This is a genomic window from Lysinibacillus sp. GW823-FHT06C08 (assembly GCF_058795135.1).
In genome coordinates this window covers 1-26,581 of the sequence record NZ_JBXAHN010000004.1, presented here as the reverse complement: position 1 = coordinate 26,581, position 26,581 = coordinate 1, and the positions used below count along the sequence as shown (strand labels likewise).

32 protein-coding genes are annotated in these 26,581 nt (G+C 37.1%); 30 read left to right on the top strand and 2 right to left on the bottom strand.

The genetic code is table 11. The features are described 5' to 3' along the window. Positions 1 to 90: 90 nt before the first annotated feature. The 27 genes from AC1Q6O_RS11720 to AC1Q6O_RS11590 all read left to right on the top strand — a co-directional run bounded on the left by AC1Q6O_RS11720 (position 91) and on the right by AC1Q6O_RS11590 (position 24,164). Positions 91 to 996, top strand: coding sequence for a terminase small subunit (locus AC1Q6O_RS11720; RefSeq protein WP_492401290.1), 906 nt, complete (start codon positions 91 to 93; stop codon positions 994 to 996). Continuing rightward, the gene (locus tag AC1Q6O_RS11715) at positions 993 to 2,258 is read left to right on the top strand and encodes a PBSX family phage terminase large subunit (RefSeq protein ID WP_492401289.1); all 1,266 of its coding nucleotides are present in this window, start codon (positions 993 to 995) and stop codon (positions 2,256 to 2,258) included. Before AC1Q6O_RS11720 ends, AC1Q6O_RS11715 begins: the two co-directional genes overlap by 4 nt. A gap of 12 nt (positions 2,259 to 2,270) precedes the next feature. After that, positions 2,271 to 3,680, top strand: a complete 1,410-nt coding sequence (locus AC1Q6O_RS11710) for a phage portal protein (protein WP_492401287.1) — start codon at positions 2,271 to 2,273, stop codon at positions 3,678 to 3,680. Next, positions 3,677 to 4,696, top strand: a complete 1,020-nt coding sequence (locus AC1Q6O_RS11705; RefSeq protein WP_492401285.1) for a phage head morphogenesis protein — start codon at positions 3,677 to 3,679, stop codon at positions 4,694 to 4,696. Before AC1Q6O_RS11710 ends, AC1Q6O_RS11705 begins: the two co-directional genes overlap by 4 nt. Before the next feature lie 212 nt (positions 4,697 to 4,908). Further along, positions 4,909 to 5,391 (top strand): hypothetical protein, encoded by a 483-nt coding sequence (locus tag AC1Q6O_RS11700; RefSeq protein ID WP_492401283.1) that lies wholly within the window; start codon positions 4,909 to 4,911, stop codon positions 5,389 to 5,391. Positions 5,392 to 5,672: 281 nt separating this feature from the next. After that, complete coding sequence (locus AC1Q6O_RS11695; protein WP_492401281.1) at positions 5,673 to 6,338, top strand: DUF4355 domain-containing protein; 666 nt, start codon at positions 5,673 to 5,675, stop codon at positions 6,336 to 6,338. 29 nt (positions 6,339 to 6,367) lie between these two features. Next, on the top strand, positions 6,368 to 7,231 hold the full coding sequence (locus tag AC1Q6O_RS11690; protein WP_171365569.1) for a phage major capsid protein: 864 nt from the start codon (positions 6,368 to 6,370) through the stop codon (positions 7,229 to 7,231). Between the two features lie 13 nt (positions 7,232 to 7,244). Continuing rightward, on the top strand, positions 7,245 to 7,403 hold the full coding sequence (locus AC1Q6O_RS11685) for a DUF7302 family protein (protein WP_261612740.1): 159 nt from the start codon (positions 7,245 to 7,247) through the stop codon (positions 7,401 to 7,403). 8 nt (positions 7,404 to 7,411) lie between these two features. Next, positions 7,412 to 7,738 carry a head-tail connector protein gene (locus tag AC1Q6O_RS11680; protein WP_375106061.1) on the top strand — a complete coding sequence of 109 codons (327 nt, stop codon included), beginning with the start codon at positions 7,412 to 7,414 and terminating at the stop codon, positions 7,736 to 7,738. Further along, a complete protein-coding gene (locus AC1Q6O_RS11675) occupies positions 7,725 to 8,048 on the top strand; it encodes a phage head closure protein (protein ID WP_492401278.1) in 324 nt (107 codons plus the stop codon). The genes AC1Q6O_RS11680 and AC1Q6O_RS11675 overlap by 14 nt, the downstream gene beginning before the upstream one ends. After that, a complete protein-coding gene (locus tag AC1Q6O_RS11670) occupies positions 8,048 to 8,464 on the top strand; it encodes an HK97-gp10 family putative phage morphogenesis protein (RefSeq protein ID WP_492401276.1) in 417 nt (138 codons plus the stop codon). The genes AC1Q6O_RS11675 and AC1Q6O_RS11670 overlap by 1 nt, the downstream gene beginning before the upstream one ends. After that, the gene (locus AC1Q6O_RS11665; protein WP_492401274.1) at positions 8,461 to 8,904 is read left to right on the top strand and encodes a DUF3168 domain-containing protein; all 444 of its coding nucleotides are present in this window, start codon (positions 8,461 to 8,463) and stop codon (positions 8,902 to 8,904) included. Before AC1Q6O_RS11670 ends, AC1Q6O_RS11665 begins: the two co-directional genes overlap by 4 nt. Positions 8,905 to 8,947: 43 nt before the next feature. Then, positions 8,948 to 9,718, top strand: coding sequence for a phage major tail protein, TP901-1 family (locus AC1Q6O_RS11660; RefSeq protein ID WP_492401272.1), 771 nt, complete (start codon positions 8,948 to 8,950; stop codon positions 9,716 to 9,718). Between the two features lie 65 nt (positions 9,719 to 9,783). Next, a complete protein-coding gene (locus AC1Q6O_RS11655; RefSeq protein ID WP_492401270.1) occupies positions 9,784 to 10,254 on the top strand; it encodes a tail assembly chaperone in 471 nt (156 codons plus the stop codon). 35 nt (positions 10,255 to 10,289) lie between these two features. After that, a complete protein-coding gene (locus AC1Q6O_RS11650; protein ID WP_492401268.1) occupies positions 10,290 to 10,601 on the top strand; it encodes a hypothetical protein in 312 nt (103 codons plus the stop codon). A gap of 5 nt (positions 10,602 to 10,606) precedes the next feature. After that, entirely contained in the window at positions 10,607 to 15,160 is a 4,554-nt protein-coding gene (locus AC1Q6O_RS11645; RefSeq protein WP_492401267.1) for a phage tail protein, read from the top strand. A 15-nt stretch (positions 15,161 to 15,175) separates the two neighbouring features. Continuing rightward, entirely contained in the window at positions 15,176 to 16,039 is an 864-nt protein-coding gene (locus tag AC1Q6O_RS11640; protein ID WP_492401266.1) for a phage tail family protein, read from the top strand. 11 nt (positions 16,040 to 16,050) lie between these two features. Continuing rightward, on the top strand, positions 16,051 to 17,625 hold the full coding sequence (locus tag AC1Q6O_RS11635; protein ID WP_492401264.1) for a hypothetical protein: 1,575 nt from the start codon (positions 16,051 to 16,053) through the stop codon (positions 17,623 to 17,625). Positions 17,626 to 17,646: 21 nt separating this feature from the next. Next, positions 17,647 to 17,961, top strand: coding sequence for a hypothetical protein (locus tag AC1Q6O_RS11630; protein WP_480205180.1), 315 nt, complete (start codon positions 17,647 to 17,649; stop codon positions 17,959 to 17,961). Positions 17,962 to 18,181: 220 nt separating this feature from the next. Further along, complete coding sequence (locus AC1Q6O_RS11625; protein WP_492401262.1) at positions 18,182 to 18,697, top strand: hypothetical protein; 516 nt, start codon at positions 18,182 to 18,184, stop codon at positions 18,695 to 18,697. A 65-nt stretch (positions 18,698 to 18,762) separates the two neighbouring features. Continuing rightward, positions 18,763 to 19,914 (top strand): siphovirus ReqiPepy6 Gp37-like family protein, encoded by a 1,152-nt coding sequence (locus tag AC1Q6O_RS11620; protein ID WP_492401260.1) that lies wholly within the window; start codon positions 18,763 to 18,765, stop codon positions 19,912 to 19,914. Between the two features lie 80 nt (positions 19,915 to 19,994). Then, positions 19,995 to 20,558 (top strand): hypothetical protein, encoded by a 564-nt coding sequence (locus AC1Q6O_RS11615; RefSeq protein WP_096365131.1) that lies wholly within the window; start codon positions 19,995 to 19,997, stop codon positions 20,556 to 20,558. A 141-nt stretch (positions 20,559 to 20,699) separates the two neighbouring features. Continuing rightward, positions 20,700 to 21,107 (top strand): phage holin family protein, encoded by a 408-nt coding sequence (locus AC1Q6O_RS11610; protein WP_492401258.1) that lies wholly within the window; start codon positions 20,700 to 20,702, stop codon positions 21,105 to 21,107. Further along, positions 21,104 to 21,772, top strand: a complete 669-nt coding sequence (locus tag AC1Q6O_RS11605) for a M15 family metallopeptidase (RefSeq protein WP_492401256.1) — start codon at positions 21,104 to 21,106, stop codon at positions 21,770 to 21,772. Before AC1Q6O_RS11610 ends, AC1Q6O_RS11605 begins: the two co-directional genes overlap by 4 nt. A gap of 431 nt (positions 21,773 to 22,203) precedes the next feature. Then, positions 22,204 to 23,091, top strand: coding sequence for a S8 family serine peptidase (locus AC1Q6O_RS11600; RefSeq protein WP_492401427.1), 888 nt, complete (start codon positions 22,204 to 22,206; stop codon positions 23,089 to 23,091). Between the two features lies 1 nt (position 23,092). Then, entirely contained in the window at positions 23,093 to 23,896 is an 804-nt protein-coding gene (locus AC1Q6O_RS11595; RefSeq protein ID WP_492401254.1) for an SAR2788 family putative toxin, read from the top strand. Between the two features lie 16 nt (positions 23,897 to 23,912). Next, a complete protein-coding gene (locus tag AC1Q6O_RS11590) occupies positions 23,913 to 24,164 on the top strand; it encodes a hypothetical protein (protein WP_342550456.1) in 252 nt (83 codons plus the stop codon). Between the two features lie 59 nt (positions 24,165 to 24,223). On the opposite strand, the gene AC1Q6O_RS11585 is transcribed toward AC1Q6O_RS11590, so the two are convergent. Continuing rightward, on the bottom strand, positions 24,224 to 24,421 hold the full coding sequence (locus AC1Q6O_RS11585; RefSeq protein WP_492401253.1) for a hypothetical protein: 198 nt from the start codon (positions 24,419 to 24,421) through the stop codon (positions 24,224 to 24,226). Positions 24,422 to 24,650: 229 nt separating this feature from the next. Beyond that, positions 24,651 to 24,797 carry a hypothetical protein gene (locus AC1Q6O_RS11580; RefSeq protein WP_196243923.1) on the bottom strand — a complete coding sequence of 49 codons (147 nt, stop codon included), beginning with the start codon at positions 24,795 to 24,797 and terminating at the stop codon, positions 24,651 to 24,653. 163 nt (positions 24,798 to 24,960) lie between these two features. Between AC1Q6O_RS11580 and AC1Q6O_RS11575 the strand changes: the two genes are divergently transcribed. The 3 genes from AC1Q6O_RS11575 to AC1Q6O_RS11565 all read left to right on the top strand — a co-directional run bounded on the left by AC1Q6O_RS11575 (position 24,961) and on the right by AC1Q6O_RS11565 (position 26,497). Beyond that, entirely contained in the window at positions 24,961 to 25,293 is a 333-nt protein-coding gene (locus AC1Q6O_RS11575; RefSeq protein ID WP_492401251.1) for a DUF1827 family protein, read from the top strand. Positions 25,294 to 25,306: 13 nt separating this feature from the next. Further along, positions 25,307 to 25,639: a hypothetical protein gene (locus AC1Q6O_RS11570; protein WP_025114446.1), complete on the top strand. Its 333-nt coding sequence runs from the start codon at positions 25,307 to 25,309 to the stop codon at positions 25,637 to 25,639. Between the two features lie 222 nt (positions 25,640 to 25,861). Next, positions 25,862 to 26,497, top strand: a complete 636-nt coding sequence (locus AC1Q6O_RS11565) for a hypothetical protein (RefSeq protein WP_025114447.1) — start codon at positions 25,862 to 25,864, stop codon at positions 26,495 to 26,497. The last annotated feature ends 84 nt before the right edge of the window (positions 26,498 to 26,581 follow it).

Sequence of the window (26,581 nt, the reverse complement as noted above, 5' to 3'; positions counted from 1 at the left end):
GAAGTTATGAAAGAGTTATATTGAAAGGTTAAATTGCCATAACGTATTGATTACAAAACAAATGATAATGGAGGTGGTGGTGTATGAGATATGGCTAATTGGGATGATATTAAACAGGAATGGGAATCCACAAAAATTACTTTAGCTAAGCTTGCTGAAAAGCATGATGTTCCTTTAGGTACTATTAAGAGCCAAAAGAGCCGAGATTCTAAAAACGGTAATCCATGGACTAGGGATGCAACTGAAAAGGATGCAACCAAAACTAAAAAGGTTGCATCCATAAAAGAGGATGCGCCCAAAGAAAAAGAAGTCGTTGAATCAGAAGAAGTTACTACCTTGGAATTAGAAGGTGATGACGGACTAACTGATAAGCAACGGCTTTTTTGTATGTATTACGTTCGTTCACTGAACGCTACTAGTGCATATAAAAAGGTGTATGAATGCAGCTATCAAACAGCTATGGCAAATGGTAGTAGGTTGCTAAGTAAGGCTAAGGTGAAAGAAACAGTTGCTGAGCTGAAAAGGCAAAGGCTCGAAAGTTTAGACTTAGATAAATTCGATGTGCTAGAGAAGTACAAAGCTATTGCTTTTGCTGACATAACGGACTTCATAGACTTTACTCAAGTCGAGTCAGAAGCGACAGAAACATCAGTTGAATATAATCCTGATGGTTCAAAGAAGTTTGAGAAAACAGAAGTAGTACCATACACGTACACAAAGTTCTCAATGCATCATTCAGAAGAGATTGACGGGACACTCATTACCGAATTATCCAAGGGTAAAGACGGCATGTTCAAGGTTAAACTCGCTGATAAGATGGCAGCATTTGCGTTCCTTGCGAAATATACTGATTTACTCAAAGAGAATGAACGTAAGCAGCTACAGAATGAGCAAGCCAAGTTGAATATCAACAAGACGAAAGCAGAAATTGAAAAACTTGATAATAAAGATGACGGACCTATCGAGATTGTCATCAAACGAAAGGGTGAGGATTGATGGAGAAAGAAATTAATCCTCGATTTGACGATTTCCTTTTCGACTGGAGTTGCAAAACTCAACTTTTAGTCGGAGGGTATGGTTCTTCAAAGTCCTATCATGTAGCACTTAAAATACTTTTAAAATTACTTGAAGAAAAACGTACAGCTCTTGTCGTTCGTGAAGTTTACGATACACACAGAGATAGTACGTTTTCTTTGTTTACAGAGATTATTGAGGACTTAGGGTTATCGGGCAAGATAAAGACGAGTTCATCACCTATGACTGTGAAGTTCCCGAATGGTTCTAAGATTATCTTCCGAGGCATGGATAAGCCTGAAAAGCTAAAATCCATCAATAATATTTCTCTCATTTGGTTGGAGGAATGTAGTGAGATTAAGTATGCAGGTTTTAAAGAGTTGCTAGGGCGCTTACGACACCCAACATTAGACCTGTTCATTATTCTCTCTACCAATCCAGTTTCTAAAGGGAATTGGGTGTACAAGCATTTCTTTAAGAATGAGGTGGAAGATTACTTTGTCTTAGATGATGAAGAACTTTACAAGTTAAGAACAATCATAGTGAATAACACATATTATCACCACTCAACAGCTGATGATAATTTATTTTTGCCTGCAAGCTATATCGAACAACTTGATGAGATGGAGCTGTATGATCCTGATCTTTATAGGATTGCACGTAAAGGACGTTTCGGTGTCAATGGAGTATTAGTGCTTCCACAGTTTGAGACAAAGCCTCATGATGAGGTAATGGCTGAGATAGCCGCGATTAGAAAACCAATAAGAAAAAACGGTATGGACTTCGGTTTTGTCGATTCATACAATGCTCTTTTACGTATGGTTGTAGACCATGAGAAGAAGTGGTTATACATCTATTGGGAGTATTACAAACGAGGCATGACTGACGATAAAACTGCCGATGAGCTCGAGGAAGAAGGACTCAAGAAATCAATAATTAAAGCTGATAATGCGGAGCCGAAAACAATTGCTTACTACAAGCAACGAGGCTTTCGTATGTTTGCTTGTAAGAAGCTAACGCGCGTAGAGAATACAAAGAAGATGAAGCGTTTCAAGCGAATCATTTGTTCTGATTTATGTGTGAATACAATTAGGGAGTTGAAGGAACTTACCTTCAAGAAAGATCCTAAAACTGATGAAATCTATGAAGACGAATTTAATATTGATCCGCACACATTTTCAGCAATGTGGTACGGGCTGGATGATTATGATGTTGCAAGTGTGAAAGGTGTCAATTCAAAATAAGGAGGTGGTAAAGTGAACGAATACATTGCTTATATCGACGAGAAAGGCATTACTCCTTTATTACTTGATAAGCTCGTTTCAGAAACTAAAGCTGAACGCAACAAGCGATTACTCAACTACAATCGTTACAAAGCTGAACTATCCGCAGTACCGATTTTAACACGTAAACCAACCGATTATGCTCAAGGTAATGACAATGTGGTCCGTGTTGACGACAAGGTGAACAATACGCTTAATAATCCTTTAGATGCTGAAATAGTAGATACAAAGGTTGGCTACATGTTCGGTAATCCAATTTCATACGTAGTAGACAAGCAAGCTCAAGGCCATGATAAATTATCCGAGGCGATTGAGCTTTTTAATTTGCGTAATTCTGTTGATGATCTTGATAGTGAGTCAGGCAAGAAAACAGCTATTTGCGGTTATTCAGCACGACTGCTTTACATTGATACAGATGGAAATGAAAGAGCAACAGTCATTGATCCGTGGGAAACTATTATCCTTTCGGAAACAGCGGAAGTCAGCGAGCCGAAATATGCCTTGCGATATTTCAAAAGCGCTGAACTAGATGTTGAGGGAGAAAAAGTAGAGATTGAGCAGCTGGTGTTTTACGATGCAACAACTGAAAGACTCTATACTCGAGCTGATGCTGATTCACCTTTTGTTTTGAAAGATGAACGTAAACACTTATTCGACTATTGCCCTTTATTCGGAGTTCCCAATAATGAGGAATTACAGGGTGATGCAGACAAGGTGTATAACCTCATCGACGCTTATGATCGAACGCTATCCGATGCATCAAATGAAATTGAACAGTTCCGATTGGCCTATCTGGTTCTTAAAGGAATGGGGATGGATGACGAAGATGCGAAGAAGGTTGCTCGAACTGGCATCTTTGAGTTGATGGGTGAAAATGATGAAATTAAATATCTAACTAAAGATGTTAATGATCAAATGATTGAGAACCATTTAAACCGACTTGAAGAGAATATCATGCGGTTAGCAAAGAGTGTAAACTTCAGTGATGAATCGTTTGCAGGTAATGCTACTGGCGTAGCAATGAAATATAAGCTTATGGCACTTGAGAACAAATGTAAGACGATGGAGCGAAAATTTACGACTGCTCTACGTTATCAATTAAAGGTGCTGTGTAGTGCATGGGCCAAAAAAGGTATTTGTTCAAAGGACGATTACTTGAAAGTTTGGTATGAGTACAAGCGGAACATTCCTATTGATTTGCTTTCCGAGGCTCAAGCTTCACAAGCGTTAAAAGGATTAGTATCAGAGCGTACTCGCCTTTCTAAGTTGTCTGTTGTTGATGATGTGGAGTATGAACTAGAAGAAATGCAGAAGGATGCTAGAGTGTATGGACAGGAGTTAGAGCCATTGGATGAAGATGATTCAAAGGATGATGACTCATGAATCAACAGGAAATCAATCGAATCTTAGATGATTTGGAAGTCAAAGCAGAGAGAGACATTGAGGTTGTATTTGCACGTCGTCTAAAGTCTATTCTCGCGCAAATGTTGGAGATGCATCGGAAGTTTGGCAGAAACGGCGAAGCTACATGGACTGACGTAAACAAGTACAATCGCTTTAATCAAGAGATGAAGTTGATAGCTCAACAGCTAAATACTGATTACAAAGAGATAATAAAGCTCATACAAGCTTCACAAGAGCGACTTTACATCGAGAGATACTTATTGATGGCTTATCTCTTACAGCAGTCTACAGATGAGGAAATGGGCTTTAAAATACCATCTGTTGAAGTGATACAGGCAGCGTTAACTAATCCTGTTGAGTTTTTGACGTTACCGAAAGTCTTTGAGGCACACAGGAACGACATTATCAGGCGGTTAAACATCGAGATAGCACAGAGCCTACAAGTTGGAGAAAGCTACACCGACATGGCTATAAGAATTGAGAACGCTATGGGATGGACCCGAAAGAAAGCTATCCTAGTTGCTCGTACTGAAGGTGGCCGAGTTAGATCGCAGGTTGATTTAGCCATTGAAGAACAGGCAAGCAAAACAGTAGGGCTAACCAAAGTATGGATGTCCTCGCTTGATACCAGAGTGAGGAAGTCGCATAGTAAGTTAGACGGCCAGAAAGCTGATAAAGATGGTTACTACCATTACGGTAATTGGAAATCAAAAGCTCCTAGGTTATGGGGCATTGCATCGATGGATATTCAGTGCCGTTGCCATACGATTTACATGGTTAACGGTAAGTTACCTGAATATCGACGAGGCAGAGACTACATGGACGATACTTACCAAAAGCAATTGTCTGCTCGTATTGAAACTTATATGTCTGATTTAGGGCTTACCTATAAGCAAGCTTTCAACAAAGCGTACAAAGAGGTTAAGCCTCCAAGCGTTGTGATACCATTCGTGAGTTACGGGAGTTGGAGGAAACAGTTTAGTGGTGAGGAGTGATTGTACTTCTATAGAGTAAAACTATTAACAACTATTTAAATAAGCCTTATTTCGCAGTGAATATAGATAGAGTTTTGACTTAATCTCCTATTTAATTACAACATAATATGCAATATTACAACTATTATAAGTAAAATACTTCCTAATTTATATATAAAATGGTAATCTAGTATTGATTGGTCACCCAAACAATATATTAGGAGGTTTTAAAAATGAAGAAACTCTATACATTTTCTTTTACGACGTTACTCACGATATTTTTAATGTCCACAGGTGCCTCAGCGGCCTCGGCGAATTATATTCAGTGGGAAACAGAACCAAACGATAGCTGGACTACTGGCAGTGTGGTTATGACTTATAATATTGATCAGGCTATAAATAGAGGTTATATAAGTTCAGTAAATGATATCGATTATTGGAAATTTGAATATGGAACTAACCCTAATGGCTATCAAATTGCTTTGCAAGTTCCTGATGGCGGATATAATTATGGAGTAGCCGTATGGGAAAAAATAAATGGAAAATATGTTGAAGTAGCTAGAGACAATGGAGACTTCTACCAAAATGTTTATTTAAACATTCCTGGCTTAAAAAGTGATGGTACTGTGCCACAATATGTTATTGGAATATACTCGCCATACAACATTATTTATACGCCAGATGAATACTATCAACTTGTAGTTTCACCTCTTTAATAGTTAAACGATATCCCTGTAACATGGGTTTTAACTTCTACATTTAATAAGAGCTTGTTTTGACAATCATTAATCTCAAAACAAGCTTTTTATATTTGTCTCATATCAAGGTTATTATCAGTAAACTAATCCAACTTTATTACTTAGTAATCGAGTCATTCTTTTTGAGTGGCTTTTTTCTTTTGTCTTTTTCTCGCAGACGCTATAAAGAACGAGAACAAATACACTATTGAACAGTTTAGGGATTCATACGAATAACTAAATTGGGCAAGGAGGAAATTATGAATCAAAATCCATTTAATTTAAAAACATTTTTACCTTCAGATATTCAATACTTTGCAGGAAATCCAAATCCAGAGCCGACGCCTGAACCTACACCGGAGCCAGCACCACCAGGAAACGGTCAAGGGGCTACGTTGACGCTTGAGTCTGTTCAAGCCTTTCTAGCAGAAAATGCAGAAGGTAAAAGCTATCTACAGTCATTTGCTGATACTCGTGTAACGGATGCTATTAAAACGTACGAAACTAAAACTCTACCCAAGAAATTAGAAGAAGAGATTGCTAAGCGTTATCCGCCTGAATCAGAGGAAGCAAAACAGCTACGCGAGTTAAAAGCACAATTTGAGCAGTCTCAAAAAGAAGCTGCACGCGAAAAGTTAGTTAATCAAGCGTTGTCTACTGCAACAGAAAAGAGTTTACCAGCAAAATTAGTAGATTTCTTTGTTGGTGATGATGCAGAAAAGACTACAGCAAACTTAGGAATCCTTGAAGCTGAGTTTAATGCTGCTGTACAAGCAGAGGTAGACAAACGGTTCAAAGATGGTGGGACACCACCACCACAAAAACCTAGTCAAACCACTACATTGACAAAAGAAGCTGTTATGAAAATGACTACTGAAGAAATCAATGCCAACTGGGATGAAATCGTTAAAAATAAATTACTATAACCGATTATCGGTAAGGAGGAAATTACATTATGGCTATTACAAACTTTATTCCAACAATCTGGTCAGCTCGACTATTACACAACTTACAAAAATCTTTAGTGTTTGGACAAACAGGTGTAATCAATCGAGATTATGAAGGTGAAATCAAGGCTTATGGTGACACAGTAAAAATCAACGGTATTGGTGCTGTAACAATTGGAGACTATACGAAAAATTCTAATATGGGTGATCCAGAAGAGTTAACAGATCACACACGTTCACTACAAATTACAGAATCAAAATTCTTCAATTTCCAGATTGATGATCTTGATAAAATTCAACAAAACCCAAAGTTGATGGACGCAGCAATGGCTGAGGCTGCCTATGCTCTATCCAATGTTGCTGACCAATTTATTGCCTCACATTATGTACATGCTACAAACACTATTGGTACAGATGCAGCACCAATTGAAGTGACAAAGGAAAATGCTTACGAATATTTAGTGGATCTTTCAACAAAACTTGATGAATCAAACGTACCCACACAAGGTCGTTTTGCTGTTCTCCCACCTTGGTTTGAAGGTTTATTGTTAAAAGATGATCGTTTCGTTGGGTCAGGTTCTTTACCGGCTGATGAGCGTTTATTAAATGGGGTTGTAGGTCGAGCAGCGGGCTTCTTATTAATGAAATCTAACAATGCACCTTCTGTAGCCACAGGTTCTGGTGTTGTAGCAAACTCAAAAGTTATCGCTGGTCATAATATGGCTTGGACGTATGCTGAACAAGCAGCACAGGTTGAAGGATACCGCCCTGAAAAACGTTTTGCGGATGCAGTAAAAGGTCTACATCTATACGGTGCCAAAGTGACACGTCCAGAAGCGCTAGCAGTATTATCAGCTAAACGTCCAGAATAAGGAGGGGTAATTCGTGTTAGTTAAAAACTTAAAAACAGATATCACATGGGCGGTCACTGATGAACACGGTGCCCGTCTTTTACGTACTGATGAGTTTGAGGAAGTAGAAGCAACAAAGCCTAAACGTGTATCTACCAAGAAATCTGAGTCAGACGACGAAGTAGAAAAGTAGGTGATCTTATGTGGAAACCAACACAAGAAGAAATAGATCAGCTAAAGCAAATGAATAATGTAACAGGAGCTAAGCATGATGGATTTTATCGTGCAATGGCTCCTATTTTATTTGATGTAGCGAAAGACCATTGTAATGGTAAGTGGGAACCGTCCGAAATGCCACAGGGCGTTCGTTTGTTCATTGCTAAAGCAATTCAGTTTAATACACAATCAACAGGTCTAAAAGGGCGTGTAATGGGGACTGTTTCATATTCCTATGATAACGAGTTTCCTAAAGCAATATGGACATATTTACGCCCTTACAAGAAGGTGAAATTCCATGCATTACGATGAATTTCCTCATGAAGTTGAAATAGTACAGAAGAAGAAGGTATCAGACGGTGCAGGAGGATTTAAAACTGAATGGGTGCTAGTTGATACCTTAGAAACTTTTGTAGATACGCCAACGAGCAAAGAGCAATATTACTCTCAACAACTCGGCAATCCATTGCAAAGATACATGTATTATCCCTACAGAACCGATTTAACATCGAGTATGCGATTACGGTATGAGGGTGAAATTTATGCTTTCGCTGGCCGTCCCGAAGATCAAGGTGGTCAACAAGAAATCATGCGTGTTGCCTTAAAGTTGGTGACAGAATAATGGCTAGGATTACATTCAGTGGACGTCGATTATTAAGGGCGGCACTAAGGTTTGAAGAAGGTTTACTCGATAAAGTGTCAGACATCGTATATGAGACAGCGAGGCTTATTCAAGCGCAAGCCAAGGCTTTAGCTCCTGTTGATGACGGTAGCTTACGTGATTCAATCGAAATGAAGATGCTAGGTAAATACAATGCGGTCGTTTCAGTAGGGGTCCATTATGCAGTGTACGTGGAATGGGGAACCGGTATCTATAGTGTTTCGGGAAATGGCCGTAGAACACCATGGACATATTTCAGCACAAAACTAGGTCGATATGTAACCACCGAAGGTATGAGAGCTCAACCATTTTGGGGCCCTGCTGTAGATGCTGGTCGAGAATACTTCGAAAGAGAAATGAGGCGATTAGGCTTATGAGTAATTATTATGCCTTGCCTTTCTTTGAATTGCAGAAGGTAATTTATCAAAAGTTAACGGCTTGTGAAGTTCTAACATCCATTACACGAAAAGATGAAGATGATCTTGGTGTTTATGATGCAGTCGATGAAAATACACCGTATCCATACGTAACAATCTCAGAGCCTTACACGAGCCCATCTGATACCAAAACAAGTAATATCGAAACCATTACTTTTACGATACACACATGGTGGAAGGATAACGATGATTACAGTGGCAAACGTAAAACGTATGAGATGTTAACAGCTTGTCAGCAGGCTCTAATGGCTCGAAACTACTCGATACCAGGTGCGAGAGTATTAAGTATCACAAGAGGTGATTCTCGTGTTATTGACGATAACAGCCCTGGTGTAAAGCATGGCATTCTAACAATTCAATATAAAGTACAAAACATCTGACAGTCCTAAATGGGCTGTTTTTATTTTAGGAGGGAAAACACTTATGCAAAACGGTAAAGACACGGTCTTACTCGTACAATTAGCAGACGCAGCACTTGGCTCAGATGGTTTCTTAATCGGGAATCTTACTGAAAATAGTTACTCACTTGAGAGTGAATTAGTAGATGAGCAAACTAAATTTGGACGTATTTTAGCTTATGGGCAATCAAGTGAGTCATTCGAAATCACTGCTTATGGTGATAAAAATGATCCTGGACAAAAAGCAATTCTCGATGCAATTCGAAATGAAAAGCAATTAAAAGTGTGGGAAGTTGATTTAAAAGTAAATGATGATGATACGCATGATGCAAATTTTGCCTACACATTAGTTGAATCGGTGGAGAAGTCTTCACCAGGTGATGGTTTCCAAGAGCTCTCTGCAACATTACAAGTCATCGGTAAATCGAAACAAGGGAAATTACCTAAACTTCCACAAGAGGTAATTGAATTTGCAGCGTATGGCTTCGAAACACCTGGAGAGAAAACAGGGGAATTTGGTAAAGATCAAACGGAAGGTGCTCCAGTGGATAGTGTATCGGTTACTCCACAAACAACATCTGTAGCAGTAAGCAGCACTCGTCAGCTAACAGTTACTGTTCTGCCAGCAGACGCGACTAATAAAAACGTTACATTCGTTTCTAGTGACGTGGCAATCGCTACAGTGACACCTGCTGGATTAATCACAGGTGTGGCCGAAGGTTCAGCAACAATTACTATTACAACAGCAAGTGGTGGCAAAACAACGACAGTCGCTGTAACAGTCACTGCATCCTAATCAAAGCACTCTTAGGGGTGCTTTTTTCTTTTACTTAAAAAACAACATTAGGAGGGCTATATAACATGGCTACATTAACAATTGCAGGTACACAACAAGAGGCGAAATTTGGTTTTGCGTTTAAAAATCTAGCAGATAAAAATTACAACCAAACAGACGAGAGTGGAAATGAAGTTGGTGGTTTTAACGGTATCTATACAGGGCTTCTACAATTCGATTTAGATGCATTAAAAGCGTTTTGGGACTGTGGGTTAGCACATTTGCAAAAGCGTCCAAGTATTGCAGATATTGAAGCAGCTCTAGAGGATCGTATTAATGAGTACGGAGACACAGATCAATTATTCAAAGAGGCTTTCCAAGAAATCAATGCATCGGGTTTTTTCAAAAAAAGTGTGAAGACGTTTTGGAAGAACTTAGAGCTATTCAAAACAATGGGCAAATCAGACGAGGAGAAAGCCGAGAACGAGAAGGGCATTCGAATGCTAATGGACGCGAAGGCAGAGCTATTGGGCGAAACAACCGAGTCGACGGACTAGAATGGCTGGAAGTACTTACAGACGTTGCACAACACATGAAGATTTACGATGTAGATCTCATTATGTCGTGGACGCCTAATGAGTACAAAGCATTTAAAAAAGGTGCTCTTCTCCAAGATGTTGACGACTTAGAAAACATGGCTCGTATGGCTATTTTTCATCGTATCGCTGCTAATAAGAAAAAGTTGAACATTGAGAAGGACTTGTTTGACGCTAGAAGTGCTCGCAAGCGAATTATTGACGGTGATAATGCGTGGAAAGAGTCGAAGAAAATTGATACAACTCGACATGCCAAGGCACAAGAAGCGATGAAACAATGGGCTGAAAACTTTAATAAGAAGGGGTGAGGTAGATGAACGGTAACTTTACAGCGCGTATTGGTGCACGTATCACAGAATTTATGGCTCGTATGCGACAAGTCCAAAACACGATACGTACTACTGCAAATGATGTGAACGTAGATGTTGGAGCAGATGTATCCGAGTTTAACCGTCGTATGGCCGAAATTCGAGCGCGAATAGCTACATTAGTTCGAGAAAGGGTCGTCATTAAAATAGAGGCACGAATAGAGAACTTCCAAAGAAAGATACAACGTATTGCCACAGATATTCGTGCCTTTGGTGAATTGATGCAACACACCCTAACCGGCTCATTGATTGCTGTTTTACCGATGATTGCACCACTTATAGCGAATATTGGAGTAGCTATTGCTAACCTTGGTCCAATGATCGGTACAATAGCAGGTTCAACCTTTGCTTTAGCTGGAGCATTCATAAGTGCAGGTGTATCAGCTGGAGCATTTGCGGCAGTTGCAATACCAACCATTAAAAAGTTGTTTGATGAAAATGCAAAATTAACGTCAGCTCAAATGAATGCCAAATCTTCTTTCGACAACATGAAGAAAACGTATCAATCGCTTGTAAAAGAAACAGAAAAGCCAGTATTAAATGCATTTACGAGTGCCATGCAAATAACAAACACTCTATTAACGAAGTTAAGACCATTATTCTTATCAAGTGCTCAGGCAGTATCTAGTTTGATGACGCAACTGAACACAGCCATTGGCACACCACCTATTCAGAAGTTTCTAGATTACTTGAACACAACAGGGGCCCCAATGCTGAAAACAGTAACGAGATCAATGGGGAACCTATTTAAAGGGCTAGCAAGTATGTTAGTGGCATTTGCCCCTTTGACAGCATCGACAGCAAAAGGCTTTGAAGAAATGACAGCACGATTTGCGGAATGGTCTAATGGCCTTTCGAGTAGTTCCAAATTCCAATCATTTATGGATTATGTAAATGAAAATATGCCAAAGATTAGAGCAATCTTCAGAGATGCGACAGCAGGCATAGTTTATTTCTTTAGTACATTTGCTGGTTCATCATCAGGTATGATGGATGGTCTTGTCGCAATGATGGCGCGATTTAAGGAATGGTCAGCTAGCCTTTCACAAAACCAAGGATTCCAAACATTCTTATCTTACGTACAGCAAACAGCTCCTAGTGTTTTGCAACTAATCGGTAACCTTACTAATTTTTTAGTGAACTTGGGCATCGGTATGGCTCCAGTTGGTGCAGGGCTGATGAATATTGTGAATAGTATTCTAGAGTTCATGAACAGTGGAATGGAAAGTAACAGAATGATAGGAGTTCTAATAGCAAGTTTTATTTCAATTGGTGGAGTTTTACTTGCGGTTGTTCCGAATATTATTGCGTTTGGAGAGCTTTTTAAAGGATTAGGTCCTGCCATTACAGGTGGTGTAGGGAAAGCTTTAAAGGGTGTTGGGGGACTGTTCACTAATTTTAGTGGAACAATGACGAAAATAGGTGGTATTCTTAAAAACTTCTCAAGACCTATTATTCAAGCGTTTGGTATGATTACAAATCCAGTAGGTTTAGTCATTCTAGCTATAGTCGCTTTTATCGCAATCTTAGTACGCTTATATCAAACTAACGAAAAATTCAGGTCACAAGTTCAAGCCGTTTGGGAAGTAATTAAAACAGGGATATCCATGGCGGTAACAGCAATTAAAAACTCGATCATGTCAGTTTGGACACAGATAACGTCATTTTGGAATGAAAATCAAGAAAGCATTAAGGCAACTGCATCTACAATTTGGAAGTTTATTGGGGATGTGGTGACAACAGCTATGACAGTCATTGGAGCTATCATGAAGTTCGTATGGCCTGTTGTGAAAGCTTTGATTGTCTCTACTTGGGACGCGATAATGAATGTCATTAAGGGTGCAGTCAACATAATTCTAGGTATTGTAAAGGTGTTCACATCTTTGTTCCAAGGAGATTGGAAAGGTGTATGGGATGGCGTTAAGCAAATCTTAGTCGGAGCATTACAAGCTGTATGGGGTGTTGTGAACCTCTACTTTGTAGGTAAATTACTCGGACCACTTAAAGCGTTTGGTTCCACTGCAAAAACATTCCTACAAGGCATTTGGACAACGATTAAAGGTATCTTTACGAACACTTTAGCTACTATAAGAAATACCGTTGATACTATTTTCACCGGAATGGGAACATCGATTAAGGCTATATGGAAAGGGATAAAGTCGTTTTTTGATTCCATTCTTTCAGGCATTAAATCGATTTTCATGAGTATTTGGCGTAGCATCGCTTCATTCTTAGATAATATGTTTACAAGCATCACTGGTCTGGTCCGTTCAGTTTGGAATGGGATTAAAAATTTCATTTCAGCCGTATTGAATGCTATTGCCAACGTTATCAAAAGCATTTGGACAGGCATTAAAAATACAGTCTCTACAATACTGAATGGCATTAAAAATGTCATTGAAACAATATGGAATGGATTTAAGAACACTGTTTCAACAGCGATGGAGAATGTCAAAACGGCTGTCGTTAATGGATGGAATGCAGCTAAATCATTCCTAGAAAACATTAGTCTAGTGAAGATTGGAGAATACATTGTAGCTGGTTTAGTAACAGGGATCAATAACTGGTTCGGCAAGGTAAAAGCAAAAGTTATGGAGCTAGCTGAATTACTACCAGAGTGGCTACGAAAAAAACTAGGCATCCATTCACCATCACGCGTCATGATTGCTTTAGCTAAATGGATTCCCATCGGTGTCGCTAAGGGTATCGACTCTGCTACTAATGTGGTTCAAAAGGCAACGAATATCATGGCTGGTAAGGCTATCCCTGATTTCAGTAAGTCTATTACAACAACAAAATCCGCGATGGATAACATTAATTATATTGTTAAAAATTCAACGTCCAATACAAGTGCGAATGCTCTTGCCATTCAAAAAGATTATGCTAAGAAACGTGCTGATCTTGACCGTAAAACTGAACAACAAATTTCAGTTATCAAAGCATCATCATCTAAAAAGACGCAAACAAACACTAAAGCTCAACAACTACGAATTAACAACATCTTGGCTGATGCAGCAGCTAGTCGTCAGAAATTAGCCAAACAAGAAGCTGATGCACTGGCAAAAGCAAGAAGTAAGTCGCAAGCTGAAACGTTAGAAGCTTTAGAGCAGTATGTGTCTAACAAAGAATCCCTTGAATTATGGTCTACTGAACAACAAGCAGGGTACTGGAAGTATGCAACTACTCTGTTTAAGGAAAATACGAAAGAACGTATTAAAGCGCAAAATAACTACAACAAAGCTATGGCCGAACTTGCCAAAGAGCAGTTTGAAAAAGAGAAAAATTACATTGAGCGTAAAAAGAATTTCAATCAGTTGTCACTTACTCAGGAACTAGCAGCTTATGAAAAGTACATGAAGCAGTACAAAGCAGGTAGTGAGGAACGTATTTACTACGAAGAAAAAGTAGCACAAACAAAGAAAGAAATTCATGAAAAACTGTTATCTCTCAATGAAGAATATACATCCAAGATTCAAGAGGCTAATCAAAAGTTAATCGATGGATCCAAAGCACTTACTCAAGAATATGAGGATGCAGTTAAATCGCGGACTCAGTCCTTATATAGTGTTGCTGGTATTTTTGATGAAATGGAAGAGAAAGCAGCAGTATCAGGACAAAAGTTAATCGATAACTTGAGAGGGCAGAACGAGGCATTTAAAGAATGGGCAGCTAATCTACAAGCGTTAGGTGCAAAAGGAATTGACCAAGGGTTATTATCTGAACTACAAGCGTTAGGTCCATCTGCTTCTGCTGAGATTGCAGCCTTAAATACATTGAGTGCTACTCAACTTGCTGAATATGTAGCATTATGGCAAGAGAAATCTAACCTAGCACGTTCCCAAGCAGAGTTAGAGTTAACTGGGATGAAAGAAGATACAGCTAAAAAGATTGAAGAATTAACAGCTGAAACAGTAACGCAGTTAGATACCTATAAAACGGAATGGGCCAACAAAATTAAAGAAGTGCGTACAGGTACTGTCAATCAGTTTAATGCGATGGTTGCTACAATGCCTCAGATTGGCCGTAATGTTATTAAAGGTATGCAACAAGGGTTATCAGAATTAACGCCTGATTTACTTGCACAAGCTCAATCCATTGCAGATAGTATCAAAGCTACTATTCAAGGAGCGCTAGATATTCATAGCCCGAGCCGTTGGGGTAAAAAGATGATTGGTCATAACTTGGTGAAAGGGATTATTATCGGTCTAGCTGATATGAAATCGGATGCCATTAAAGCTGCTGAAAGAGTAGCTGAATGGATTCAACCTCACGTTGAAGTTAGCGATATTATTAACGACATCAATGGTGCCATCGATGCCATTCAAACCGAGATTGAACACAAAGTAAAAGTAGATGTTGATGTAAATGGTGAAGGTGGACAAAGTACGAATGGTGGAGGAGTACATCAAGTGGTGAACTTACATTCACCAACGCCATTAAGCCCATCAGAAAATGCACGGGAATTGAAACGTGTTGCTCAACAAATACCATTTAGATAAAGGAGAGGTCGTCTTGTGGAGACAGTCACATACACAAATCGCTTTGGAGAGTCCGTCACATTTGGCTGTCCTCCTTTTTATTTGCAAGAAATTACAGGACTTGGTGATGTGCCAGCCAATTTACAAATACAACGGGTACCGTACGAAGATGGGAGCACCTTAATCGATGTATTGCTAGAGGAACGACCAATTGATATTACATTTCTTATTGTTAATGCAGTAGACGAGGGCGGATATGAAACGGTATCAAGACGGAGAACAGAATTAGCACGTATCGTCAATCCTAAGTTGGGTCCAGGCACTCTACGTTATGAAAATGAATACTTAGTACGCGAAATTTTAGTAGTCGCATCTAGTGTACCGATTTTCCCGGATGGTGAAGGCAGGGCTAAAACATTACAAAAAGGCATGATCAATTTCGTAGCACCAGATCCATATTGGCGCAGTTTAAAAATCGAGGAAGAACCAGCATTCAAACCGTTATTTCAGTTCCCATTTAGTGGTCCTTTTCAGATGGGGATGCAACGAGATAGACGAATCATAAACAATGATGGAGATGTTGCGGCACCACTTTATATAGAGTTTTATGGACCTGCAACCAACCCGAAAATCGAAAATATAACAACTGGTGAGTTCATTAAGGTCAACCAAACACTCGCTGAAGGTGAAAAGATGGTGATAGATACAACACCAGGAACAAAATCGGTTGAATTCGTTGATGAAGATGGATCTCGAAGAAACGTTATAAACTGGCTCCATTTAGACAGTGTATTTTTTAAACTTCAGCTAGGAGAAAACGACATCAATTATACGGCTGATAATGACGTCCAAGGAGCAATTGTAAACATCAGTTATCACAAGCGCTATAACGCAGTTTAGGAGGGATTAAAGTGGCTGAAATATTTAAGTTTTTTAACTCAGCACCAGGTGATGAACGTTGGCACTATGCGAGTGACTTTGCCGATTACTTTGGTAATGTGCTGTCTAGTGGGCTGTTACACAAGAACGGCACACCTAATCTACAAGTAAAGGTAAATGCAGGCACCATGCAGACGTATGTAGAGGCTGGTGAGGCATTAATACAAGGGTATCAATATCAAAATACAACACCATTATTTTTAACGCATGGTCTACCTGAGTCAAACTTAGACCGCATTGACCGTATTGTCTTGCGTTTGGATAAACGAAATAACGCTCGATTCATCAGACTGTTTGTAAAAGAAGGGGTATCAGCTACCAACCCAGTACCTCCGTATTTGCAACGAGATCAGTACGTATTTGAATTGTCGTTAGCACAAATACGACTAACCAAAAATACATCTTCCTTAGAGCCTCTAAAACTTGTAGATGAACGTATGAAAGAAGATTTATGTGGTATCGTTTATTCGCTTATTAGCGTGCCTACAAGCGTGTTTCAGCAACAGTGGGATTATTGGTTTAATCTCAAGAAACAGACGCTTGAAGATGATATGGAAGCATGGCAATTACAACAGAAAAATGATTTTGAGACGTGGCAAGCAATTCAGAAACAAGAATATTTAACTTGGATTGAATCGATTAAAGATATATTGGATGAAAATGTAGCAGCTAATTTAGCAGCTAGAATAGCGAGTTTAGAGCAAACAGTTAACCCACATATAGCTGATTTAGTTAAACATAATAACTATGGTACTGCAACGGGTACAAATACGTTAGTTGTCACGTTAACGCCTGCACCGGCTACTTTAACAGAAGGATTCACCTTACGATTTAAAAATACTACAGCAAATACAGGGGCAACCACTTTGAATGTTAATGGTCTAGGTGCCAAACCCCTCAGAAAAAATGGTGGTATTGCATTAAGTGCCGGAAATTTAAAAGCTGGTGGAATATACTCTGTCACTTATGATGGAGCATCTTTTCTCTTAGCGGATGAAGGGGGGGAGTATGGAACAGTTACAGCAAACGATGTACGACAAGGCAAGACGTTTGGTTCACCTGATGGAGTGAAGTCAGGTACATTGAATTTATCTCAATTGATTCCTAGTAACATCAAGAATGGTGTAACTATTGATGGTGTAACAGGTAATCTTATTGGTTCACCAACGCCTAGTGTTGGTGATGCGGCTGTTGTAGCATCAGTAGGGTATACAGTGCAATACACGAGCGATTTTAAAAAAATCAAAGAAATTATATGTAATTTCAGTGGCAGAGTCAGAATTACATTTGATCTGTATGGCTCAGGAACTGGAAAAGGTTATGAACATGTCTATGGTCAAATATATATCAATGGCGTACCAAAAGGTATTATAAGAGACAATAATAGTAGTTCAGGTACTTTCTATTCAGAGGTTTTTGATATAAATAATGGTGATCGAGTGCAATTATACGCCCGTGGGAGAACAAATCCAGATACGTGGGCAACTAGTGATGTACTTGCTATCTGTTTCGCTTCAAATCCGTTAGGTACAGTCGTGCAAGTATAACAAGAAAAAGGAGTGAATAAGATGTTTTATTTAGAATACGATGATGATACAAAGTTAGTGATTAAAATTCACGAAACAGAGCCAGAGTCGGTGGTTGAAGGTCATTCCATTGCTAAGAGTGATAGTTTCGATATCGGTATGGAACTTGAATTTATTATTACTGTTGATAGAGTAGACCAAGATGGAAACGTTACTGCATCATCTACAACAAAGCAGATTGTACCAGCTTATCAACTTCTAAAGAAAATTGATGAGTTAGAAAAGGAGAATCAAGCACTAAAAGGTAGTGTAGCCGATCTGTGGGAAACAATTTTAGTTGCGGGAGGTGATGCCTAATGGAGACAGTATTCGCACCAAAATTAAGAGGTTATATATTTTTGATTGAAATGAAACGCATTACGGTTGAAGATGTACCTGCACCTTACAAACAAGTAATTTTAGATGAATAGTAAACAAGTAAACGCAGCATAAGCTAGCGTTATTTTTTATGTCTAAAGATAGAGGAAATCCTTTCTTTTTTGTCGAATTGTGGAAAAAGGCGAAAGGAGGATTAAAAATGAGTAATAAGAAAGACTCTCTTAATTTATTAAAAACAATTTCAGAAGTAGTTTTAGGGGTAGTAATTGGTAGTTTATTGACTTACTTTTTTTCAATACAACTTGTTAAATATGAGTCAAAACAAGAGAGTATTGAAGTTGCAAGCATAATTTATTATGATTTTCAAAAATCCATTGATGCTTTGAATATACAAGGAATTGATAGTAAACTACCCATAAAAAATAAATACACGAATTTATCAGAACAGTATCAAAGCTTAATTGTGAAATTAAGAGGTGAGTTACCAAGTGCAGATATAAGTAAATTATTGGTTTACTATGGTAATTTATCGTTACTTGAAGAAGCAAGAAGTAAATATTGGAGTTCAATTGATTCTGAACAAATTCAAAATTTATTAAGTAGTGAGCACCAAGATTTATACGAAATGGTTTATTATTCAGCTCAGGATGTATTAAAAATTAATGAATTACTTATTAAAGTAAGAGAAGTAGCTAAGATATCAGAGGATAAATAGTGCTTAGGAGTTTGCCTTTCACAGTTAATGTGGAGGGCTTTTATTATGTGAAAGAAGGTGACCACATGCAAAATATCCCATTACGAATCATTGATGATGATTTTAACTTATTAGGTGAGGTTGACCGATACTCATCAGCTCAAATAGGTATTTCATGGTCAGGTATTGGAGAGCTAGAGCTTCAAATCAATCGTTACCTACAGCATGCTGATAAATTGATTAAAGGTAATATCATCTTCCCTTACAATCGATTAGATCAAGCTTACATCATCAGGCATCGAGAAATTGAGTTAGATGAAAACGGCAAGCAAACGGAGAACTGGAGCATTAAAGCCTTATCATTAAAAACATTCACGTCTCAGCGACTTATCTATCCGGTAGCAGGAAAGACCCATGAAAGTGTAACAGGTAATGTAGAAACAGTAATGCGTCATTTTGTGAACACGCAGATGATAACTCCGAGTGATCCAGCTCGTATCTTTCCACGATTAGTGCTAGGTGTTAACCGAAACAAGGGTCCAGCCATTGAAGAAAACTCAAGGTATGACCCATTAAATGAAAAGCTCACGGAATTATCAGAGCTTCATGGATTAGCTTGGAACATTGAGCTTGATTTGAAAAATAAACGTTTTGTATTCGTTGTGAAAGAAGGAAGAAACCTAGCAGCCAATCAAACGGGGCTGCCACAAGCTATTTTCTCAACGGAATTCGAGACGATTGAATCCCTCGAATACACCGAAAGTGATTTGGATTATAAGAACTTCGCAGTCGTAGCAGGTCAGGGTGAAGGCGTCGAGCGAAGAATTATTTCGATTGGTGATGCTGTAGGTGCTGACCGATATGAAATGTTTGTGGATGCCAGGGATGTATCAGAGGAAGATGATGAGGGAAACCCACGTCCGGTTGAAAAGGTTCTAGCTGATTTAAACAAGCGTGGTAACGAAAAGTTATCTGAGCATGCTCAAGAGATTTACTTAGGTGGGCAGATACTTACTACATCAAGATTAATTTACTGTAAAGATTTCAACGTAGGTGATGTGGTTACTGTTCGTGATAAAGGATGGGGTGTCACGATGGATACACGAATAACTGCTGTAAAAGAAATATATGAATACGGCAAACGAAAGATTGAGGTCGTGTTTGATAATGATAAGCCTACCTTCATAAGTAAGATGAGACGAGAGATTAATGCGTTCAAATATGAATTGAAGAAGTAAAAGCAGCATAAGCTAGCGTTATTTTTTGAGGCATTGCATTGGGTTCTTTACTAAATTACTATTATAGTTGGAGGTGGAATATGGAAGAAAATTTAAGGATTTATGTAAAAGTAAGTGAATTAATAACTTTTAAATTAATGAATAGTAAAGAAGAAAAAGAAAAAATTATTACTGAAATGCAAAAAGAAGATACGTTATTAGTAACTTTGAGAATGCACTTATACGCTGAAAAAGAATTAGATACTATAATACAATCTATTTTTAAGTACCCTAATTTCCAAGGTTTTAAAAATAAATTAAACATAGTGTATAGTTTAGGAATTATGGATAAACCTCTTTATGACGCAGTTTTGAAATTAAATGAGGTAAGGAATGGGTTCGCTCATAAATTAGACTATGGTAAAGATAATAATATATATTCTAAATTAAAAACTGGATTGAGCAATGAGTTATTAAAAGGACATGAAATCAATGTTAGAATGATAGAGTCTAAATTAGGTCAAATTGATAATGAGCGTAAAATAAGAATTTTATTAACAGACATTTGGATTCATTTGAAGATATTTTCTACTAGTATCTTATTAAAGAAATTCGATTTTTCTAATCGACTAATGTCAGAGATAGTTGAAGAAATCAGTGAATAATAAATTACTAGCACCCTTTATTGTGGGTGCTTTTATTATGCGCTATGAGAGCAATCGAGATGGGCAACGGTACATTGTACTGAACCTCGATGCTTCTCATGGTTTTTTATTTTCACTAAAAAGGGCAAAGGACGTGGATAAATGGAACAATCATTTAAATTTTTACTTAGCACAATAGGCGGAGTAGTGTCGTGGCTTGTAGGCGGTTGGGGGCTATTAATGACGGTACTTTTAATTCTTAATGCAATCGATTTTCTATCAGGTATGGCTGCTAACTGGGGAACAATCAGTAGCAAGCGTGGCTATCAAGGCATCATTAAAAAAGGCATGATGTGGGTTTGGATTGTAGTAGCTAACTTAATTTATTTAGTACTTCAAGACCAAGGCTTTTCAATTGGGCAAATTATTCCTGATGCTGTGGTATTGATGTTCATCTTAAACGAATTAGTAAGCTTAGGGGAAAATTCAGCCAAACTCGGAGTGGACATGCCTGCACCAGTAAAAAAAGCTTTAGAAATCTTCAATGCGAAGGAGGAAAATGCAAAATGAGTACAAGTGTAACAACAACATGTCGAGATCTAAGCGAATTAACAGCAGCCGCACAAACAGCCTGTCAATTGCTCTTTCAAGAATGCTACAAGGCAGATATAGACTTCATTTTCATCACAGAGACATACCGTAGCCAAGGACGACAGAATTATTTGTATGAACAAGGTCGAACAAGACCAGGACAAGTAGTTACTTGGACACGAAATAGTAATCACACTTCACGTAGAGCTTGGGATATCGCTGTAGCACCTCCACGAAATTTATATGATATTTCTACTCTTTCAAAGGTTGGGGCAATTGCTAAAAAGTTAGGAATCACTTGGGGAGGCTATTGGCCAGTAGGTCAGTATGATGCACCTCATTTTGAAATTCCGACGACATGGAAGATGTCTGCAGGCTATAAATTAGAAGGGCAAGTAGTAATTCCGACAAGTAGTGCTGTAAAGGTACAGCTTATTGAAGATACACAAAAACCAACAGAAAAGGATGATAGCACAATGAAATTCACAAACGATACAACAAAAGCTGCAGTACGCGACTACCTCAAACAAGCAGTAGATAAAAAGCTTATTGATAAGTCATGGCTTGATAAATTCGACGCTGGTATATTGACTGGCGGAGATTTTGAAGGTTTAAAAATTATCATTGCACAACGAAGTGCTTAATAGGTTACCTTAATTGGTAATGGGCGTTTAGCGTTTAGTACAAAAAACTATAATATGAATAGTAATATATATGGTATGTCAATAGTCAAATTAATGAACTTGTTATTAATATAATAGTAAAAATAATTTTTGTTTTTATTGAAAATGTCAAGTGTAAAATTGAGTTAACACTATAAATGTATATATAGAACTAAAAAAATATGGGGATAAGTGGCGTGATTTGGCGGAATTTACGGATTTCCTTTGAATAGCGCCAAATTAATGGCGTTCACACCGTCAAAAAAGTGGCGTGAATATAATATTGAATTGGATATATTGGTAATGATAGGATAATATTTGCTCGCGAGAATAATAAAATTTGCTAAATAGCACAATAGCTAATATTGACTAGTCAACAAGTGTTAATTCAAACATAAGAGGAGAGATATTTAATTTATAGATTTATTGTTTATGTAAGTATAATACTTGTAAGTTTTTTCTTAATTGAGGATAATGGCAAAAATGTTTCTCCTGATAGAAACTTAACTAATCTACCAGTTTCTAAAGCTTCAACTTTAGATTTATCGCAAGTAGAAGATGCATCAGATCACAAATTACTAAAAGTAGCAATAATTGATAGTGGTATTAATAAATCGCATCCAGATTTAAATATATCAGAAAAAAATGCAGTAAATTTTGTGGAACCTGAAAAAGCAGTTATTGATGATTTTGGCCACGGTACTGCAATTGCAGGTATTATAGCTGCTCAAAGTAATGATTTTGGAATTCAAGGAATCGTTTCAAATGTAGAAATATTTGACCTAAAAGTTCTTAATGGAAAAGGTAATGGTACTATAGATGATTTTATAGATGCTGTTGAGTGGTGTATTACAAACGAGATAGATATTATTAATGTAAGTTTTGGTTTTCAGACTAAGGATAAGCGTTTAGAAAAAGTTATTAATCGTGCTTTAGACTACAACATTATAATAGTTGCTGCTGCTGGAAATACTTATGGACTTGGAGTAGATTATCCTGCCAAATATGAGGGGGTAATCTCAGTTAATAGTATTAATCAAGATTTAAAACTATTAAATTCATCTGCTACAGGAAAAATCGATTATGTTGCACCTGGTTATAAGATATTATCAACTGATAATACTGGAGGTTATTCTGCTTTTACAGGGACCTCTTTTGCAGCTGCCTATGTTACAGGAGCAATAGCAAAACTGCTAAAAGATAATAATTTTGAAAAAAATCTCGGTAAAAATAATGTAATTGATTTAGGAGAAGATGGTTATGATTCTTCTTATGGTTATGGTTTATTAAAAATAAAATGAGGTGTTAGTTTTGTTTAAAAAAGGTTTCTTATTCTATTTGACGTTTTGTTTAATTATGACTTTATTTATTGATAGTCCCCAAGCTAGTGCAAATATAGATCAATCTTCAAACCTACAAGAAATTACTAATGAAATTATTGGGGAAAAATTAGGTCAAGAATTGTTAGAGAAAGTAAATGTAGTTGGTGAATACAATGAAGGAGAAGTTAAAGTAGATCTAACAGTTGAAAATGAATCTTCTACTGTTAATACTTCTGTTGTAGCTAGTGATGAAAATAATGTAAGTGTTGACGTAAGTTATTTGGATGATAATAATGAACAAGTAGATAAAAGTTATTTTGTAAATGTACATCAATATGATGAAGATAAACTTATAGCAACATTAGTAGATTCAGAGACTGGTGAAACTATGGATCTTAACACTACTGAGCTACATGCTTCTGTAATACCAGTAGTAATAGCAGCGATTATTAGTGTTGGAGTTAGAGCTGCATTAAGATGGCTTTCTAAAGAAGCTATAAAAGCAGCAGTAAGAAAATTAGCTTTTAAATCCACAGACCTTTTAAAAGAACATTACAAGAAACATGGTAAAGAGTTTGGAAATATTTCTCAAAGTGAGTACTTAGAACTTGCGCAAGATTTAATAGGTTCAGACAGTGATGATGTTCTAAGTAAAAAAAGAAGTGATGGAGATAGAGTTTTTTACAATAAATCTACTAATGAATTTGCAGTTTTAGGAAGTGATGGGTATCTCAAAACTTTCTTTAAACCTAAAGATGGCAAGAAATATTATGATAGACAATAGAAAGGTGTGATTTTAGGTGTCGAATATCTGTCCTGTTTGTGGTTTTGAAGGGTTAGAAAAACAGCCTTACAATGAATTTTCAAATCCATCTTTTGAAATATGTGGGTGTTGTGGTTTCCAATTTGGATTTGATGATATGAGTGAAGGTATATCATATGAGGAATTTCGAAATAATTGGATTGAAAACAACTGTGAATGGTTTAATGAAGATAAGAAACCGCAAAATTGGGATTACAAGGACCAATTAAAAAACATACAATCCATATAAATAAAAGTAAGAAAAAAAGCCCAGGTACTCAATTAATTTTGAGCCTGGGCAATTTGTGTTTATTCACTTTGTAATTCCTTTTCTTTTGCATCAATTAATTGCTTTAATTCCTTCAAGTCCTCAAAATCAGCATATTTATTAATATACGTCTTAGCAGAACTCTTCGCGGATTGTTTCCTTGTTTTATCTCTATTTTTTTCTCGGTAAGCCTGTGTAGCCCGTTTCTGTGCTTCAGATGTTTTGTTATCAGGCACCATTATCCTCTCCTTTTTATAAAATATACAACGATATTTACAATGACTAATATTACACACAATGAGTAGATGGCTATCATTGAGTAATCAAAAAACTTCGGCTCTTTCCAGTCAACCATATCAGTTAAGATATACAAAGCGAATGCTAAAGCAACTACATATCCGATGTTTTTCATAATGATTAGGATGTGATAAGATTATAGGGAAGGAGGCGCTAACCTCCTTCTAAGAGTTACTTGCGACGATTCTTCTTCCCGGGAGAGCGTCGCTTTTCTTTTTTCTTACTTTTCATATCGCTTATGTTTTTCGCTGAACTTGTAAGCAAGTTTGCAATTGTTGCGATAGCTACTAGGTAAGCTAGAATCTTATCATAATCCACTTTGTTCACCTCCTTTCTATACTTTTATTATATACCGTGGTATATAATAAATCAACCTTTAAATTCATTTATTTACCACAAAATCCAATTTATTTCATTGCAAAAAACAAACGTTCGTTCTATTATTAATGCAAACAAACGTTCTGTTAAAGGAGAGATTAAAATGGCTTTGGTAAATTTTAAAAGTACATTATCAAATAAAAGAAAATTTCAAGAAATAACAAAGGGTAGGCCAGATTTAGTTGAAAAAATATCTAACGCTTTTTTTGATGATGTTATTGTAAGGATATACGAACACAAAGGGACGGTAATTATACATAGTGAAAGTGAAAAGTCAGTCCATGCAAGTGTTTCTAATCCCTATCGAGATATTCAAGAATGGGAAATTGAGTATGCAATTGACCATGTTTTAAAAGAAGAAAATGTAAACCGGTATTTGGATAGAAATAGTGGTGTTATGCATTTAAATTCAAAGGTTAATAAAATAAAGAAATAAGGGAGCATTTGTCATGCCAATATTAAACAATAGTTCTGTTCAAATATTATTTGGCAGAGGAGATATAGGTGTTCGTATAGGGTGTAGTAAAGAAAGAGATTCTGGTGCTATTCAATTCACTAAAATTAACCCTGTACCTATCGGAACAGAATTGCCATTTGATAAACCATTAAGCCTAAATGATGCACCTGTAACACTTGCTTTTAATAATGTGGAGAGTTTAGATGTAGTAGTTAATCAATTATTAAAATTAAGAAATATAATGTCTAGTGAAGATGAGTATGTATGGACAGCTGATGGAAAAATTGTAGATAAAGATAAATCATTAGTTAACGAATCTAAATGATTACCAAGAGTATCTTTAAGGAATTTGATTTTTATAAAGTTCCAGAAGCAATAAACTAATAATCAGGCGCTCGAATGAGTACCTGGTTATTTTTTTTTGCTTATATAGAGTTTTGATAGATATTTAATGGAATAATTATGTATTTTTTACAGAGTTTTGGTCATTGTGGGCAGTCTATTATTAAGATGTACCAATTAAACAATCACAAGGAGGAAATTATTTATGTCAATTAATAATGGAAATACTGATTTTAATTTAAGCGTTTCACAAACAGGGGAGAAGAGTTTAAAAGTATCATGGAGTCGTAGTGGTGGTATTGGTTATAATGGTCGTATTGACATCCAACGTCCTGGAGATGGACAAATTGTTTATTCCAAGACATATAAACAAGATGATAAAAAGGGATCTTTCACATTTGAAGTTCCGTACTTTGGGGAATATAAAGTTCATATTAAGTCTAACAATGGTCAAACGTACGACTTTATTTATCGCAATGTATTCTTAAAAGCTGTAAAGGAAAAAAAATACACATACAAAGCAGCGGATGTGAAAAAAGTTGAAGATGGTGAACTATTCCTATTAGGAGCTATCACAGGTATTGGAATGTATGCTTCGATGTTGGGTTCGGTTCTTTCTATATTCTTTGGTACAAGACAAGCTGCATCAACAAAAATTACATTCCCTAACCCACGAGCAGGTGATACTCTGACGACAACCTATACACCTGTTATCGGGGGAGTACAAACAGTAGTCAAGTTTGTTCAAAAACCTTATAAAGATAAATTTGGTAATTCATTTAGTGGTGGTACTTACACTTCAGCGCCAACAGTTGCTAAATATATCACTTATCCAAAATAAATAAAAGAAAAGAGGCTGGGACAAAACCCACCTCTAAATTAAAAAGCGTGTGAAATTTTACGATCAGTAAAATTTCACACGCTT

Coding starts and splice junctions, on each gene's coding strand:
- AC1Q6O_RS11720 (WP_492401290.1), top strand. CDS start 91: ATGGCTAATTGGGATGATATTAAACAGGAATGGGAATCCACAAAAATT.
- AC1Q6O_RS11705 (WP_492401285.1), top strand. CDS start 3,677: ATGAATCAACAGGAAATCAATCGAATCTTAGATGATTTGGAAGTCAAA.
- AC1Q6O_RS11700 (WP_492401283.1), top strand. CDS start 4,909: ATGAAGAAACTCTATACATTTTCTTTTACGACGTTACTCACGATATTT.
- AC1Q6O_RS11695 (WP_492401281.1), top strand. CDS start 5,673: ATGAATCAAAATCCATTTAATTTAAAAACATTTTTACCTTCAGATATT.
- AC1Q6O_RS11690 (WP_171365569.1), top strand. CDS start 6,368: ATGGCTATTACAAACTTTATTCCAACAATCTGGTCAGCTCGACTATTA.
- AC1Q6O_RS11680 (WP_375106061.1), top strand. CDS start 7,412: ATGTGGAAACCAACACAAGAAGAAATAGATCAGCTAAAGCAAATGAAT.
- AC1Q6O_RS11675 (WP_492401278.1), top strand. CDS start 7,725: ATGCATTACGATGAATTTCCTCATGAAGTTGAAATAGTACAGAAGAAG.
- AC1Q6O_RS11670 (WP_492401276.1), top strand. CDS start 8,048: ATGGCTAGGATTACATTCAGTGGACGTCGATTATTAAGGGCGGCACTA.
- AC1Q6O_RS11665 (WP_492401274.1), top strand. CDS start 8,461: ATGAGTAATTATTATGCCTTGCCTTTCTTTGAATTGCAGAAGGTAATT.
- AC1Q6O_RS11660 (WP_492401272.1), top strand. CDS start 8,948: ATGCAAAACGGTAAAGACACGGTCTTACTCGTACAATTAGCAGACGCA.
- AC1Q6O_RS11655 (WP_492401270.1), top strand. CDS start 9,784: ATGGCTACATTAACAATTGCAGGTACACAACAAGAGGCGAAATTTGGT.
- AC1Q6O_RS11650 (WP_492401268.1), top strand. CDS start 10,290: ATGAAGATTTACGATGTAGATCTCATTATGTCGTGGACGCCTAATGAG.
- AC1Q6O_RS11645 (WP_492401267.1), top strand. CDS start 10,607: ATGAACGGTAACTTTACAGCGCGTATTGGTGCACGTATCACAGAATTT.
- AC1Q6O_RS11630 (WP_480205180.1), top strand. CDS start 17,647: ATGTTTTATTTAGAATACGATGATGATACAAAGTTAGTGATTAAAATT.
- AC1Q6O_RS11625 (WP_492401262.1), top strand. CDS start 18,182: ATGAGTAATAAGAAAGACTCTCTTAATTTATTAAAAACAATTTCAGAA.
- AC1Q6O_RS11620 (WP_492401260.1), top strand. CDS start 18,763: ATGCAAAATATCCCATTACGAATCATTGATGATGATTTTAACTTATTA.
- AC1Q6O_RS11615 (WP_096365131.1), top strand. CDS start 19,995: ATGGAAGAAAATTTAAGGATTTATGTAAAAGTAAGTGAATTAATAACT.
- AC1Q6O_RS11610 (WP_492401258.1), top strand. CDS start 20,700: ATGGAACAATCATTTAAATTTTTACTTAGCACAATAGGCGGAGTAGTG.
- AC1Q6O_RS11605 (WP_492401256.1), top strand. CDS start 21,104: ATGAGTACAAGTGTAACAACAACATGTCGAGATCTAAGCGAATTAACA.
- AC1Q6O_RS11585 (WP_492401253.1), bottom strand. CDS start 24,421: ATGGTGCCTGATAACAAAACATCTGAAGCACAGAAACGGGCTACACAG.
- AC1Q6O_RS11575 (WP_492401251.1), top strand. CDS start 24,961: ATGGCTTTGGTAAATTTTAAAAGTACATTATCAAATAAAAGAAAATTT.
- AC1Q6O_RS11570 (WP_025114446.1), top strand. CDS start 25,307: ATGCCAATATTAAACAATAGTTCTGTTCAAATATTATTTGGCAGAGGA.
- AC1Q6O_RS11565 (WP_025114447.1), top strand. CDS start 25,862: ATGTCAATTAATAATGGAAATACTGATTTTAATTTAAGCGTTTCACAA.